The 15,249-nt window shown below is 70.5% G+C and carries 8 protein-coding genes; 1 reads left to right on the forward strand and 7 read right to left on the reverse strand.

Annotated elements, in window-relative coordinates; genetic code table 11:
• Positions 1-109: 109 nt before the first annotated feature.
• The 7 genes from LX15_RS13485 to LX15_RS13515 all read right to left on the reverse strand — a co-directional run bounded on the left by LX15_RS13485 (position 110) and on the right by LX15_RS13515 (position 12,426).
• Positions 110-3,466 carry a S41 family peptidase gene (locus LX15_RS13485; protein WP_253669903.1) on the reverse strand — a complete coding sequence of 1,119 codons (3,357 nt, stop codon included), beginning with the start codon at positions 3,464-3,466 and terminating at the stop codon, positions 110-112.
• Between the two features lie 523 nt (positions 3,467-3,989).
• On the reverse strand, positions 3,990-4,997 hold the full coding sequence (locus LX15_RS13490; RefSeq protein ID WP_253669904.1) for a nucleoside triphosphate pyrophosphohydrolase: 1,008 nt from the start codon (positions 4,995-4,997) through the stop codon (positions 3,990-3,992).
• A 344-nt stretch (positions 4,998-5,341) separates the two neighbouring features.
• A complete protein-coding gene (locus LX15_RS13495) occupies positions 5,342-6,280 on the reverse strand; it encodes a hypothetical protein (protein WP_253669905.1) in 939 nt (312 codons plus the stop codon).
• A 160-nt stretch (positions 6,281-6,440) separates the two neighbouring features.
• Positions 6,441-10,052 (reverse strand): transcription-repair coupling factor, encoded by a 3,612-nt coding sequence (mfd, locus tag LX15_RS13500; RefSeq protein WP_253669906.1) that lies wholly within the window; start codon positions 10,050-10,052, stop codon positions 6,441-6,443.
• 285 nt (positions 10,053-10,337) lie between these two features.
• Positions 10,338-10,862 (reverse strand): hypothetical protein, encoded by a 525-nt coding sequence (locus LX15_RS13505; RefSeq protein WP_253669907.1) that lies wholly within the window; start codon positions 10,860-10,862, stop codon positions 10,338-10,340.
• Positions 10,863-11,365: 503 nt separating this feature from the next.
• Positions 11,366-11,767: a hypothetical protein gene (locus LX15_RS13510; RefSeq protein ID WP_253669908.1), complete on the reverse strand. Its 402-nt coding sequence runs from the start codon at positions 11,765-11,767 to the stop codon at positions 11,366-11,368.
• On the reverse strand, positions 11,764-12,426 hold the full coding sequence (locus LX15_RS13515) for a polymorphic toxin-type HINT domain-containing protein (RefSeq protein WP_308213464.1): 663 nt from the start codon (positions 12,424-12,426) through the stop codon (positions 11,764-11,766). The genes LX15_RS13510 and LX15_RS13515 overlap by 4 nt, the downstream gene beginning before the upstream one ends.
• A 1,572-nt stretch (positions 12,427-13,998) precedes the next feature.
• Between LX15_RS13515 and LX15_RS13520 the strand changes: the two genes are divergently transcribed.
• Positions 13,999-15,192, forward strand: a complete 1,194-nt coding sequence (locus tag LX15_RS13520; protein ID WP_253669910.1) for a PQQ-dependent sugar dehydrogenase — start codon at positions 13,999-14,001, stop codon at positions 15,190-15,192.
• Positions 15,193-15,249 lie beyond the last annotated feature (57 nt).

Genomic DNA, 15,249 nt, shown 5'->3' on the forward strand with positions numbered 1-15,249 from the left:
GGGAGGCGTCCCGCACCCGGCCCGCCTCCCCCTTCCCCCACACACCACACCCCGGCGCTCCGCGCGGGCGGCCCCGAGAAGGACACCGCCCGCGCGGAGCGGACACCGGTCAGTCGGTGGGCAGGGGCGGCGGGGTCGCCGCCGGTCGCTCGGCCAGCGCCTCCAACGCCAGCCGCACCGCCGTGTCGAGCTGCGGGTCCCTGCCGGCCGCCCAGTCCTGCGGGGTCATCACCACCTCGACGTCCGGGTCGACGCCGTGGTTCTCCACCCCCCAGCCGAACCCGGACAGCCAGGTGGCGTACCGGGGCTGGGTGACCAACGTGCCGTCCACGAGGTGGTAGCGCGAGTCGATGCCGATCACCCCGCCCCAGGTCCGCACGCCGACCACCGGGCCGATCCCCAACGCCTTGATCGCCGCGTTGACGATGTCGCCGTCGGAGCCGGAGAACTCGTTGGCCACGGCCACCACCGGGCCGCGGGGCGCCTCCATCGGGTAGCTGACCGGCTGGTAGCCGCGCCCGTAGTCCCAACCCACGATCCGGCGGGCCAGCTTCTCCACCACGAGCTGCGAGGTGTGGCCGCCCCGGTTCTCCCGCACGTCCACCACCAGCGCCTCGCGCCGCAGTTCCAGCCGCAGGTCCCGGTGGAGCTGCGCCCACCCGCTCGCCACCATGTCGGGCACGTGCAGGTAGCCCACCCTGCCCTCGGACAGCGCGTGCACGTGGTTGCGCCGGCCGGCGACCCAGTCGTGGTAGCGGAGCTGCTCCTCGCTGTCGAGGGGGCGGACGACGACCCGCCGGGTGGCGCCGCCGTCGGCGGGGCGCACGGTCAGCTCGACCGGCTTGCCGGCCGTGCCGGCGAGCAGCGGTCCCGGCCCCCGCAACGGGTCGACGGGCCGACCGTTCACCGCGAGCAGGACGTCGCCGGCGCGCACGCCCACGCCCGGCGCGGCCAGCGGCGACCGCGCGTCCGGGTCGGAGCTCTCCCCCGGCAGCACCCGCGCCACGCGCCAGCTCCCGTCCTCCGCGCGCTCCAGGTCCGCGCCGAGCAGGCCCTGGCGTCGCCCGGACTCCACGCCGGTCCCCGGGGGGACGACGTAGGCGTGCGAGGTGGCCAGCTCGCCCTGCACCTCCCACAGCAGGTCGACCAGGTCGTCGTGGCTGCCGAGCCGGTCCAGCGCCGGGGAGTACCTGGCGAGCACGCCGTCCCAGTCCACCCCGCCCATGTCGGCCCGCCAGAAGTGGTCCCGCATCAGGCGGCCGGCCTCGTGGTAGGCCTGCCGCCACTCGGCGGCCGGGTCGACCTGCACCCGGATCCGGGACAGGTCGATGTCGATCACGCCGTCCGAGCCGCTGTCCCGCTCCGCCTTGCGGTCGGAGGGCTGGACGCGCAGCGCCCCCCGGTCGCGCAGGACCAGGCGGGCACCGTCCCCGCTGACCTCGAAGGCGTCCACGCCGTCGACGAGCTCCTCGCAGCGCAGCTCCCTGAGGTCGAAGCGCTCCAGCACCGGGCGGGGCTGCTCCGCGTCGGAGCCGGCGATGTCGTGGCCCAGCGTCCCGGTCAGCGCCTCGCGCAGCCAGAGCACGCCTCCCTTGCCGGCGCGGAGGGAGGCGTAGTTGCTCGCCGGCACCGGGAACGGCACCACGCGCTCGGCGATGCCCTCGGCGTCGATCACCACGGGCTCGGGGTCGCCGTTGCGCCCGCCGTTCTTGCCCTCGCGCTCGCCCGTGTCGTCGTCGGCGTCGCCCACGGGGCGGCCGCCCAGGCGCGGGTCGAACGGTGACGGGGTGCGGGCGCCCAGCGGCACCAGGTGCGGGCGGCAGCCCGCCGGGAAGGACAGGTCGAAGACGTGCGCGTCGTAGACCGGGTCGAAGGTGCGCACCGAGAGGAACGCCAGGTGCTTGCCGTCCGCGGTGAACACCGGGTTGTAGTCCAGGAACCGCAGCGGGGTGATGTCCACAATGGACAGATCTTCGAGGCGGGCGACGCGGATCTGCCGCAGCGGCGGCGGGCCAGGGTGCGACCAGGCCAGCCATGCCGAGTCCGGGGAGAACACCACGTCCTGCGCCTCGCCGTCCTCGGCCGCGACCACCTGGCGCAGCTCGGCGGTCTCCACGTCGAGCAGGAGCAGCCGGCCGTCGTGCGTCGCGATGGCCAGGGTGCGCCCGTCGGGCGAGCTGACCAGCTCCAGCACCCGCCCGAGCTGGCCGGTGGCCAGGCGTCGCGGCTGCACCGCGTCCTCCGGGCCGGACCCGCCGGAGCGCCGCTCCTGGCCCGAGGAGGACCCCGAAGAGGGCCCGGAAGAGGACGAGGAAGAGGACGAGGAGCGGTTGCGCGCCTCACGGTCCCCCACCGGAGCGATCTCCACGGCGTCCTCGCCGTGGGCGTCGGTGACCCAGGCGACGCGACCGCTGTCGCCGAGCACGACCGGGAGACGGGCCCGGACACCCGGTTCGACGGACACGGCGATCGCCGGCCCGTCCCGGTGGGTCAGCCAGTGCACCGTGCCCCGCACCTCGACGACGCTGGCGCGGCCGGTGCGGTCCGGCTGGAACTCGCCCAGCTCGTGGGAGGTGCGCACCGGGTAGGGCTGGCGGGCCGTCCTGGGGCCGCCGAGGCGGACCTCCACCGGGCGCGGCTCGGCCGACAGGTCCTCCAGCAGCCAGAGCTGGCCGGAGCAGTGGTAGACCACGCGCGTGCCGTCGGTGCTCGCCTGGCGCGCGTAGAACTCCGTGTGGTGGCTGTGCTTCCGGAGGTCGGACCCGTCGGGCCGGCACGAGTACAGGTTGCCGACGCCCTCGTGGTCGGACAGGAACACCACGCGGTCGCCGACCCAGCCCACCGAGTGGAGCTGACCATCCACATCGGACAGGATGCGGCGGAACTCCGGGGCGGAGCCCTCGGCGGCGGGGGCGAGCCAGAGCTTGCCGGCGGTGCCACCGCGGTAGCGCTTCCAGTGCGCCGGGTCCCGGAACACGGCGGAGACGAGCGCCACCGCGCCGTCGGGGCCGTAGGCGACCTCGCTCACCGGCCCGTACGGCAGCCGCCGCGCCGGCCCGCCGTCCACCGGCACCGCGTGGGCCCAGGTGCGGCGGGTCGAGGGCTCGCCGGTGGCGCTGATGGCGAGCACCGCGCCGTCGGGCGTCCAGCCGCGCACGCTCGTCCTCGGGTCGCCCCAGTACGTCAGCCGCTGGCTCGGCCCGCCGTCCACGGGCGCCACGTGCACCTCGGGCGCGCCGTCACGGTGGCTCGTCCAGGCCAACAGGGCGCCGTCCGGCGAGAACCGGGGATGATTGGCGGGCACGCGGTCGGCGGAGACCCGCCACGCCCTGCCGCCGTCCAGCGGCGCCAGCCACACGTCGTCCTCGGCGACGAAGGTCACGAGCCCACCATGCAGATGTGGGAAGCGGAGGTAACCGGTCACCAACGCGACGTTACCCGCCGTGATCGCGAGCGGAACGGGCATTCGCCCACACCGCCTACCGCCGTCCGGTGTCCCCTCGCCGAGCCCCGCCCCCGCGGTGTCAGGCTCTCCCGCGCACCCGGACCACCCCAGCCAGTCCGGACAGCCCCCACCCACCCTGGGGGGCGAGCCCCGCTCCAGCCTAACCAGCCACGACCCCGCGGGAGAAACGCACGCTCCCGCCCCTGTGGATAACTCAGAAATCCTGTCGCCCGAACGAATGAGCACGACCGCGCCTGTGGACAAGTCGCCAAAATCCTTTGACAACAACGCACTTCGCCGTTCAACGAACGTCCCTGCCACCGCACCCTGCCACCGCGCCCTGACGGCGCTCCCGACCCGCCCCCGAGCACCGATTCACCCGGTCGAATGGCGCACACTCCCACGAGCACGGGCAATCCGCCCGAGACGACCGCGAACGGACGAACAGGTCCCGAACCAGCGAAGAGACCCGAACCAGCGCCGGCGGGGCAGGCAGTCCTCGGCCGTCCTCGGCAACAGTCCTCGGCAACAGTCCTCGGGGGACTCAGGAACTCGCGGGCCAGAACCGACGCCACCCGGTCGGTCCCATGGTCGCCGGGTCCACCCCCGCCGCGCGCGCCGACCGCTCCGCCTCCCGCACCCGCTCGGCGAACCGCCGCGCCACCGCGCGCAGCTCGCCCTCGGGGTCCTCCCCGGCGAGCTTGGCCAACGCCGCCACGACGAACAACAACTCGCCCGAGGAGTCGCCCTCCGGCAGCAGGTCCGCCGGCAGACCGGCCCTCGCGGTGCGCTGCGCGAGCTTCGCGGCCAACGCCACCGCCGGCTGCCCGGTCGCGACGCCGTCCAGCGAGGACTCCCGGCGCTTCTCCGCCTGCTTCAGCTCCTCCCAGCGGTGCTGCTGGCTGGTCGCGTCGTGCACGTGCGGGTCGCCGTCGGCGAAGACGTGCGGGTGTCGGCCCACGAGCTTGGCGACCAGGTCACCGGCCACGTCGTCCACGGAGAACGGATCGGCCGGGTCCTCCGACGCCACCCGCGAGTGGAACAGGACCTGGAGGAGGACGTCGCCCAACTCCTCCCGCAGCGCGGCCCGGTCGCCGTCCTCGATGGCCTCCAGGAGCTCGTAGGTCTCCTCGATCAGGTACTGGCGCAGCGACTCGTGGGTCTGCTCGGCGTCCCATGGACACCCGCCTGGCGAGCGCAGGCGGTCCATCGCGGCGACGGCGTCCAGCAGGGCGGCCCCGACCGGCTCGGGCGTGCCGAGCACCGGCGCGCCCGCCGCGTGCAGCGCCGCCGCGGCCGGGTCGGCCGCGTCCGCCGCGACCAGCAGGACGGGACGCTCGCCGGCCTCCGCGACCAGGGCAGAGGGAGTGGGCGCGGGCGCGGCGCCCATCGCCGCCCTCAGCGCGTCGTCGACGTCCGATGCCACGTACACCGCCTCCGCCTCGCGGAGCAGCGGCACCGCCGCGGCCGGCAACACCGCGCCGAGGCGGTCGCTGAGCACCACGATGGCGCAGCCGGGGACCGGGACGGGCCGCAGAGTGGGGTCCTGCATCTCGGGCCGAGTCACCCTTCCAGTCTTACCGTTCGCGTGAGGGCCGGCCGAGCGGGCCTGGCTCCGCCGAACCGACCTCGCCGGCCGTGCCCGCCCGGTCGTGTCCGGTCGGTCGTGTCCGGTCGGCCTTACTGGTCCTGCTTCACTGGTCCGGCCTCACTGGTCCTGCTTCACTGGTCCGGCCTCACTGGTCCTGCTTCACTCGTCCGGCCTCACCGGCCCGGTTTCGCTGACCAGGCGTCGCAGGCCCGGCCTCGCAGGTCCGGCCTCGCAGGTCCGGCCTCGCAGGCCCGGCCTCGCTGGACCGAGCACGTCGGACCCAACAGGCGGACCGTGGACCGGGCTCACTGGGCGCGTTCGCGCGGCGGGAAGCGGAAGCCGCCGGTCTCCTCCGGGTTGGCGACCGCCGCCAGGCTCATCGGGTCCCACACGCCGTAGCGCGGGTTCACCCGCACGCCCAGCTCCTCGGACAGCGGGGCGAGCATGCGCAGGCCGATCGCCTCAAGCTGACGCGGGTCGAGCTGCTTGACGTCCACGCCGCCGGACGCGCCGTCCGACAGCGAGCGCTCCCGCACCACCGCGACCAGCCACTGCCCGTCCCGGTCGCTGACCGGGAACGCGAGCACGGTCCCCTTCTCCGCGCTGAACAACGGCGTCGAGGCGAGCTGGAGGTTGTCCGAGGCCCGCAGCCGCTCGTTGAGGCCGGCGGGAACGCCGCTGGCCCTGTCCTTCGCGATGACGTCGCGCGCCCGCTCCGGGTCGTTCGCGAGCTGCCGCGCCTTCTCCTCGGCGGCCTTGCGCGAGCCGGCCTGCGTGTAGTCGACGGTGATGCTCAGCCGGTCCAGGTACTTCTTGCCCAGCTCCACGAGCAGGAGCTGGTCGGCGGCACGCTCCCGGAAGGTGTGCTCGTCGTAGACCGTGCCCCGGGAGGCCGCCTCGGCCCCGCCCTGCTTGTCGATCAGCTCGCTGACCTGCTCCTCGCGGTAGGACAGCCCCTCCCTGTCGGCGGCCCTGCCGATCAGGTCGTGCCGCACCGACAGCGTCACGATGTTGCGGGCCACGACGTCGAGCGTTCCCTGCTTGCGCAGGTCGGACTTGATGTCGGGGTCCTTGTGGAACACCGAGTCCAGGCGCTGCCGCACGTGGTCCAGCGGGATGGTGGAGTCGCCGATGACGGCGGCCGCGCCGACCTGGCTGGGGCCGGAACCGCAGCCGACCAGCAACGCGCCGGCGGCGACGACGAGGGCGAGCAGGCGGGCGGGACGGCGGATGGCGGTCGTCACAGTCGCCTACCTTCTCATGACCGCGACGCTGAGTCAGCAGGTGCTCACCGAGAACCGTCAGGACATTCGCCCGACGGTCATGGGAGGGCGCACCGCCGAGAGGGTGGCGCTCCACCCGACCAATCCGGACCGGACGGAGCGCCACCACGGGCGGAAAGCGTCAGCTCGTCGCGACCGGCGTCGGGACCTCCAGGGAGTCCAGGAAGCTGGCGCACCACTGGAGCAGCGGGACGTCGCGCAACGGCGGCGCGCCGATCCGACCACCGGCCGCGCCCTCGGTGGGGCGCGGGACCGAGACCGTCCTCGTCGCCGGCTTGTAGACGGCGCGCGGGTGCAGCCGGCGCATCCGCACGAGCTGCGAGTCCCGCAGTTCCAGCGGCGCGATCCGGATGTTGTTGCCCTGCATGGCGACCTCGGTGACGCCGTGGCGTCGGCAGGCCTGCCGGAACCCGGCGACGGCGAGCAGGCGCTCGACCGGGGCCGGCGGAGCGCCGTAGCGGTCCACCAGCTCCTCGCGCACCGCGTCCAGCCCCTCCGCGTCCACGGCCGCCGCGATCTTGCGGTAGGCCTCCAGCCGCAGTCGCTCGCCCGGCACGTAGTCGTGCGGGATGTGCGCGTCGACCGGCAGGTCCACCCGCACCTCCGCGGGCTCCTCCTCCTCGACCGCCGCGCCGCCCGCGCCGGCGTGCCGCCGGAACGCGTCCACCGCCTCGCCGACCAGCCGGACGTAGAGGTCGAAGCCGACGCCGGCGATGTGGCCTGACTGCTCCGCGCCGAGGATGTTGCCGGCGCCGCGGATCTCCAGGTCCTTCATGGCCACCGCCATGCCGGCGCCCAGCTCCGAGTTCTGCGCGATCGTGGCGAGCCGGTCGTGGGCGGTCTCGGTCAGCGGCTTCTCCGGCGGGTACAGGAAGTACGCGTACCCGCGCTCCCTGCCCCGGCCGACCCGGCCGCGAAGCTGGTGGAGCTGGGAGAGGCCGAGCAGGTCCGCCCGGTCCACGATCAGGGTGTTGGCGTTGGAGATGTCCAAACCGGTCTCGACGATCGTGGTGCACACGAGCACGTCGTACTCGCGTTCCCAGAAGCCCTGGATGATCTTTTCGAGGCGGTCCTCGTTCATCTGGCCGTGCGCGGTCACCACGCGTGCCTCCGGCACCAGCTCCCGGATGCGCCGCGCCGCCTTCTCGATCGTGCTGACCCGGTTGTGGACGAAGAAGACCTGGCCGTCGCGCAGCAGCTCGCGGCGCACGGCCGCGGCGACCTGCTTCTCGTCGTAGGCGCCGACGTAGGTCAGCACCGGGTGCCGCTCCTCCGGCGGGGTGAGGATGGTCGACATCTCCCGGATGCCGGCCAGGCTCATCTCCAGCGTCCTCGGGATGGGGGTCGCGGACATGGTGAGCACGTCGACGTGCGTGCGCAGCGCCTTGATGTGCTCCTTGTGCTCGACGCCGAACCGCTGCTCCTCGTCGATGATCACGAGGCCGAGGTCCTTGTAGCGCAGGCCGGTCTGCAACAGCCGGTGCGTGCCGATGACCACGTCGACGTCCCCGGTCGCCAGGCCCGCGACGACCTGCTCGGCCTCCATCGGGTCGGTGAACCGGGACAGGCCCTTGACCGTGACCGGGAACGAGCGCATCCGCTCGGTGAACGTGTTCAGGTGCTGCTGGGCCAGCAGGGTGGTCGGCACCAGCACCGCGACCTGCTTGCCGTCCTGCACCGCCTTGAAGGCCGCGCGCACCGCGATCTCGGTCTTGCCGTAGCCGACGTCGCCGCAGATCACCCGGTCCATCGGGACCGGCTTCTCCATGTCCTCCTTGACCTCGTCGATCGCGGAGAGCTGGTCCGGGGTCTCGGTGTAGGGGAAGGCGTCCTCCAGCTCGCGCTGCCACGGCGTGTCCGGGCCGAAGGCGTGGCCGGGCGCGGCCTGCCGGGCCGCGTAGAGCTGCACCAGCTCGGCCGCGATCTCCTTGACCGCCTTGCGGGCCTTCGCCTTGGTGTTCTTCCAGTCCGCGCCGCCGAGCTTGTTCAGCGTGGGCAGTTCGCCGCCGACGTAGCGGGAGATCTCGTCGAGCTGGTCGGTGGGCACGAACAGCCGGTCGCCGGGCTGGCCCCGCTTGCTGGGCGCGTACTCCAGCACGAGGTACTCGCGGGTGGCCCCGGCGACGGTGCGCTGCACCATCTGCACGTACTTGCCGATGCCGTGCTGTTCGTGGACGACGAAGTCTCCGGGCTTGAGCGCCAGCGGGTCGACCGCGTTGCGGCGGCGCGACGGCATCCGCCGCATGTCCTTTGTGGACGTTCCACCGCGACCGCCGGTCAGGTCGGTCTCGGTCAGCACCACCAGGTTCACGCCAGGCGCGAGGAAGCCATCCTCCAGCGCGCCCCGCACCACCGTGACCACACCGGGAGCCGGCGGCGCGGTCAGCCGGTCGACCAGCCGCGCCGAGACCTCCGCCTCGCGAAGCTGTTCGACGGCCCGCTGCGCGGTGCCCGCGCCGGGGAAGACCAGCACGGCCGCGCCGCCGGTCGCGGTGTGCGCCCTGAGGTCGGCGAAGGCCCGCTCGACCTCGCCCCGGTAGCCCTCGACGTTCCTGATGTCCAGGCGGACCGGGGCCTCGGCCTCGGTGGCGCCGGCCTCGGCCGTGGTGAACTGGCTCAGCGTCCACCAGGACAGGCCCGCCTCGCGCGCGCTCGTCGCGACCTCGCCCAGCTCCCGGTAGGCCGACGCGCCGAGGTCGATTGGGGCCTTGCCGCCCCCGGCGGCCGCCATCCACGACGCCTCCAGGAACTCCTGGCCCGTGCGCACCAGGTCGTGCGCGCGCGTGCGGACCTTCTCCGGGTCGGCGAGCAGGACGTGCGTCCCCTCCGGCATCACGTCGGTGAGCAGGCGCAGCTCGCCCTCGCACAGGGCGGGGATCAACGCCTCCATGCCCTCGCTCGGGATCCCGGAGGCGATCTTCTCCAGCATCTCCACCAGGTGCGGGTCGCCCTGGTGCTCCTCGGCCAGCGCGGCGGCGCGCGTCCGGACGTCCTCAGTGATCAGCAGCTCGCGACAGGGCGGCGCGAACAGCTCGTCCACTGGGTCGGGCAACGAGCGCTGGTCTGCGACGGCGAACGCCCTGATCTCGCTGACCTCGTCGCCCCAGAACTCCACGCGCAACGGGTGCTCGGCGGTGGGCGGGAAGACGTCGAGGATGCCGCCGCGCACCGCGAACTCGCCCCGCTTCTCCACTAGGTCCACGCGGCTGTAGGCCAGGATCGTCAGGCGCTCGGCCAGCGCCTGGAAGTCGTGCTCGTCGCCGACCTTCAGCCGGACCGGCTCCAGCTCGCCGAGTCCGGGCGCCATCGGCTGGATCAGGCTGCGGACCGTCGTCACGACCACGCACAACGGCCCCGCCCGGTGTTCCTCGGGATGCGCGAGGCGCCGCAGGACCGAGAGTCTGCGGCCGACCGTGTCGGCCCGGGGTGACAGGCGCTCGTGCGGCAACGTCTCCCACGACGGGAACGTGGCGACCGCGTCCTCGCCGAGCAGTTCCGCCAGTTCCGCCGCCAGTTCCTCCGCCTCGCGACCGGTGGCGGTGACGGCGAGGACCGGACGACCCGCGCCACCCCGGTCGGGGTTGGCCGCCAGTGCGGCGGTGACCAGGGGCCGGGCCGCCGCCGGTCCCTCCACCTCCAACGAGGATGCGCCCGCGGCGTCGACGACGGCACGAAGTGCCTCGTCGGCCATGGCTGCGGTCAACAGGCCGGACAACGGAGCGGGGTGCGACACGGGACTCCCCCTGTGGTGGACGCTGCGTGGCGGGACGCGACTCGGGAAAGCGGACACACCCCTGCCCGGGACAAGCCACCGGTCAGGGGTCTCACCCCCCACCCTACGACCCTCCCCCAACACCATCCCCACGAGCTGACGCCCAGCAGCCGTGCCCAACCTGCGCCACCGGCCGTGATCCTCGCTCCACGACAGCGCCATGTGCAGTGCCGGTTCGTTTGGCCCACCACTCCAAGCACTTACATCAACGACTCGCCTGTCGCGTCTCACTCGCCAATCGATCACCTAGTTCGACGTGGAGCCCGCAGCAGAAGCCAGAAATTCGAGGGAAGACAGCGGTTCTTCCCCGAGCGCCAATCGAGAGGCCACCCTCTCGCACCTCACCCGAGCGAAAAACTCCACTGGAACAAAGTTGGCGATGCGAATCCTCAAAAGCAGCCGACAGGCGAGGTCCGCAGAGGCGGAGCGCGCGCAGGTGGCGAGCATGTCGCGCAGTTCGGCCACCACGTCCTGGGAAGCCCAAGCCGCATCAGCCTCCGCAGGCACGCGTCCGTATATCTCTTTCCACTGCCGACAAGTTATGTTGATGCGCTCCACAAAGGCTCGGGCCGTCTCGTCTCCACGGAAGCAGTAATTCCACGAAGCCGCCATCGAGAAAAGCTGCTCGATCCTGCGGTCACTCAAGGGGGAAGCAGCCAGTTCAGTGACATCACGCTCAAGCGCGTCAGCTCCTCTTTGCTGCGCCTCGTCAGCGACGGCCGATTCCCCTACCGAGAGACAGGAGTGGACGACTTCCTCAACCCCTCCCACACGGCCCAGCTCTCATGAAACAGAGCGCGAATCCCGACAAGCCGAAGTCAAAAGTAGTGAACCTCTGCACAGTATTCCTCGCCCCAGTTCCCGCCCGAGAACTTCATCCGGCCACCGACGCCACAGCGAACAAGAGAACCGTGAAGACGCTGTCAGCTCAAATTAACTGACACCCCGGCAGAGCGCATCGCTCGCACGATATCATCCACATACGAATCGCCGAGATGCACCCGGGCCGTCTTCACTGAATGCCAGTTCAGCACGAATGGTGGAGTTAGCCCGAACCCCCCGAAAGGCAGTCTTTGAATGCGTCCAGCGTTGAGCCGAAATAGCCGCCCGGGCCGCGCAGCGTCTCCCCTGGCGCGCAGTAGAGACCGCCCCGGACAGTAATGTTGCGGCCATCCATCTGGTACACACCGCCGAAAGAATCCTTCTCCCGCACGAGGACTTCCAAGCGTGATGAAGACGTACGCAATCGACAAGCCCCACCGCGGGCCACAAAATTAAATTGTGGCATACCACAAATCATTGGCCGAGAATTGCTCGATATTCACCGAATGAAACCTTTCCGACTCGCCAAACGCCTGCCCGAGGTGGACAATGTCGCAGCGAAGAAACGGGGCATCGAACGACGGGACGATGACGGCCGACCGAACCAGCTCAACATCCTCCGGGTTCCACGAGGTTCCGCCTTCCAAAATTGCCAGCGGGTAACTCGTAGAAACCATAGCTACGCGACGGGCGTCGAGTATCACGCTGACCCAACTCTCACCAGCGTCGGCGTCCCAGTCCACCAAGGCCCCCACGTGCCTGGCAAGGCTGGATGCGGCCTCACGCGCAGACTCGGCGCCCCAGGAGGAAGGGCTCAGGTAGAGATCCTCCAACGTTTCCGAGATATCGATCACCGGGCACCGCCGGGGGCACCGCCGGGGGCACCGCCGGGGGCACCGTGCACGAAACCATTCTTTGATCGGTAGACGTTAATGTAGTTGGTCAACTCGCCGGTCCTCGCGATGATCCCAACCGGGCCATTTTCGACATACACCTTCGCCTTGCTTCCAACCCACAGGTCGTGGGCGTCAGCGTACGCCGCGGCGTCCAGGACCGCCCTTTCGGCATCCACTCCGCTCAAGAACACGCTCTTCCCAGGACGAACTGTGACGGGTAGGTGAGGCACCATACCGTGAACATCTAAAGTGTACGTCCCATTCGTCATTCGCCCATGGCGGTCAAAGAACGTCTTTGGAGCAGTGAAGCACTCTGGTTCGGTGTTGTGCACAAGTACTGGCGTATCTCCTGCCAGAACATAGTACGTGTGGAGGCCGTCGACCGTGAGGTTGTAGACGCGGCGGACTTCGCTGAAGGAGCGCGTTCCGGTGACGGTCGCCGGGCGGTTGTCGGCGGTCCGGAAGGTGTAACCGGGTTTCAGGTCCTTCGTGTAGAGCCACTTGCCGACGCTCTCGACCCAGAACGGATGCTCGTCGGTCGCCACCAGCTTGCCGGTCTGGTCGCCGGACTGGCCGTCCGTGTCGATGGTGACCTCGACGAGCGGGTTGTCCGTGATGTGCGACCGGACATCCGCGACCCCTCGGACACAACCCCGCCAAGGTCAAGCCACCCCGTCAGGAGCCTCAACCGTTCGCCCTACACCCCTCCCCCGACACCACCCCGGCGAGCAGTCCTCCGAGCACCCGACGCCCACCCACAACCGTCACCCTCACGTCACCAGAGCCAAGTGCGATGCCGATTCGTTGGAAACCCACCCCCAGGCATTCATACGACACGCGAACAAATATGGCAACCCGCGAACCACTGAATGCGAACAGAAGAACGGACTCGAATATCTTGGAAGCGGACGGCCTGCTCGCCTCCGCGTGAACTGACGCTTCCGTTCAACGATGACTGGCCAGCCAACGCCTTACCGCGGATCGGATAGGTTCATCAACAAGCGACGTCCCAGCCATCCATTCTCCATGCCGCACAAGGGTTTGAGAATGATGAGGTTCACGCACGACGCTGAAATCGATGGAAACTTCCCCGACATCACATCTCAAAATGACACCGCCATCCAGGGACAGCATGACGAACCCGGGCCGACAGAAATCGTTTCCCAGAACTCCAGAAGAGGCCCCCGCGCCGACGATGTCCCATTCGTCCAGCAATTCGACTCGCACCCACCACCACGGAGGCGATCCCCCCCTCCGCACAGCGGACTGCCACCAGGAAACGCGGGTCAGCCGCAGTGAACAATCCGAACCGCAACGCCAGGTGATACCATTCAGAGTTCGCCTTCTCCCACAGCCGCGGATCATCCAGTTCGACCACTCCCCCAAATGCTCCATCCTCCTCGGGGCAACTATTGGCAAACGACGCCAGATTCGGAGGAATAAGCGGTTCAGTCGCGTCAACCGATCCCAACAGACGCAATCCGGCCTTGGCAAGTGACGCCGAGAGGGCGATATCGTCCACAGTAGGAAGTTACTACATCAGGCAGGGGCTGCTGAAGGTGGACTGTACCCCAACCTTCAGCCTCCCCTACAGCCGTCACGATCTGTCACGAACAACTATGGTTGGACAACCCGAGGGTAAGGGATGATCTGGTCGTAGTTTTGTGACCCATCCCTGGCTCTCCCCACGTGGGCGATGTTCCCGTTGTCATCGACGAGAACGCGGGCTTGACCGAGCGGGTCGCCAATGTCGTGGATGGCCGTACGTCTCCACCTCTGAGCCGCTCGGGGGGCCCGTGCACGTCTGGGCGGAAATTTCCAACGGGTCCCGTCATTCGCTGCGGGTAGTTCGGATCCGGGACAACGGCGGACCTCGCTGAAGGAGCCGCGTACCGGTGACAGTCACCAGACGGTTGTCGGCGGTCCGGAAGGTGGAGCCGGGTTTCAGGCCCTTCGCGGAGAGCCACGTGCCGACACTCTCGACCAGAGCGGTGGCGGTCACCTTGCCGGCCCGGTCAGCGGATTGTCCGTCCGTGTCGACATGCCAGACGTGGGGCGAGCAGGGCTGGCTTGCGAGGCACAGGAGTCGACGGAGGCAGCCCTCCGCCCTTGGACTGGACGAGTGATCACACGCCCCCGTTGGGGTGCGTTGACACGAGCCAGTATGTGATGCGGAGCACGATGGGCGCGTGGTGTTCACTCGAAGCCTTGGCCTGCTGGGTGTCGTCGTGGTGGCGGCGGTCGCGGTGGCCGGATGTTCCGGCTCCCCGGGCATCGCGTCGAGCGAGCCGAGAAAGGGAGAGGGCCCGCTGCGCGTCGAGGTGGTCGCCTCCGGCCTGGAACACGGATGGGACCTGGGTTTCCTCCCCGACGGCAGGGTGCTCGTGCCGCAGCGGCCCGGCCGGCTGGCGATGCTCTCGGGCACCGGCCCCGGCGCCGAGGTCAGCTCGGTGGACGCGGCCTTCGACGACGTCTACGTGGAGCACGAGACCGGCCTGATGGGCCTGCTGGTGCACCCCGACTTCGCCACGACCAGGGAGTTCACGACCTGCCAGTCCCACAGGACGTCGACGGGCGAGCCGGAGGACGTCCGCCTCGTCACCTGGCGGCTGGCCGAGGACGGGCGCAGCGCGCAGCGCGTGAAGGACCCCCTGCTGGCCGGCCTCCCGGTCAACGCCAACGGACGGCACGCGGGCTGCCGCATGGAACTCGCCCAGGACGGCGCGTTGCTGGTCGGCACGGGCGACGCCGCGTTCAACGGACTGGCGCAGGACCGGTCGAGGCTCGGCGGCAAGGTCCTGCGGATGAACCTCAGGACGGGCGAGCCGTGGCCGGGCAACCCGTGGCTGGACTCGCCGGACCCCGCGGAGCGACTGGCGTTGACCTACGGCCACCGGAACGTGCAGGGCGTGGCGACACGCCCCGGCACCGAGCAGGTCTACGTGGCCGAGCACGGCCCGAGGGTGGACGACGAGGTCAACCTGGTCCGCCCCGGAGGGAACTACGGCTGGGCCCCGGTCGGCGACCCCGGCGGCTACGACGAGGACGTGCCCATGACCGACCTGGGCCGGTTCCCCGACGCGGTGCCGGCGCTGTGGAGTTCTCGTTGGCCCACCGAGGCGGTCTGCGACGCCGAGTTCCTGTCCGGCCCCGACTGGGGCGACCTGGACGGGACGCTGGCCGTCACCACGCTCAAGGGCAGCAAGCTGATCCTGCTCCAGCTCTCCCCGGACGGGGAGGCGGTGCGCCAGGTGGCCATGCCGGCGGAGCTGAACGGGACCCACGGCCGCCTGCGGGCGGCGCAGCGCGGCCCGGACGGGGCGCTCTACCTCACGACCAGCAACGGCCAGGACGACAAGGTGCTCCGCGTCTCCCGGACATGACAGGGACGTGGCCCACGAGCGCGCCGCGCCCCCCGGCGTCTGTCCAGTGTGGACTCA

It is taken from the genome of Streptoalloteichus tenebrarius, assembly GCF_024171885.1.
Lineage (GTDB): Bacteria > Actinomycetota > Actinomycetes > Mycobacteriales > Pseudonocardiaceae > Streptoalloteichus > Streptoalloteichus tenebrarius.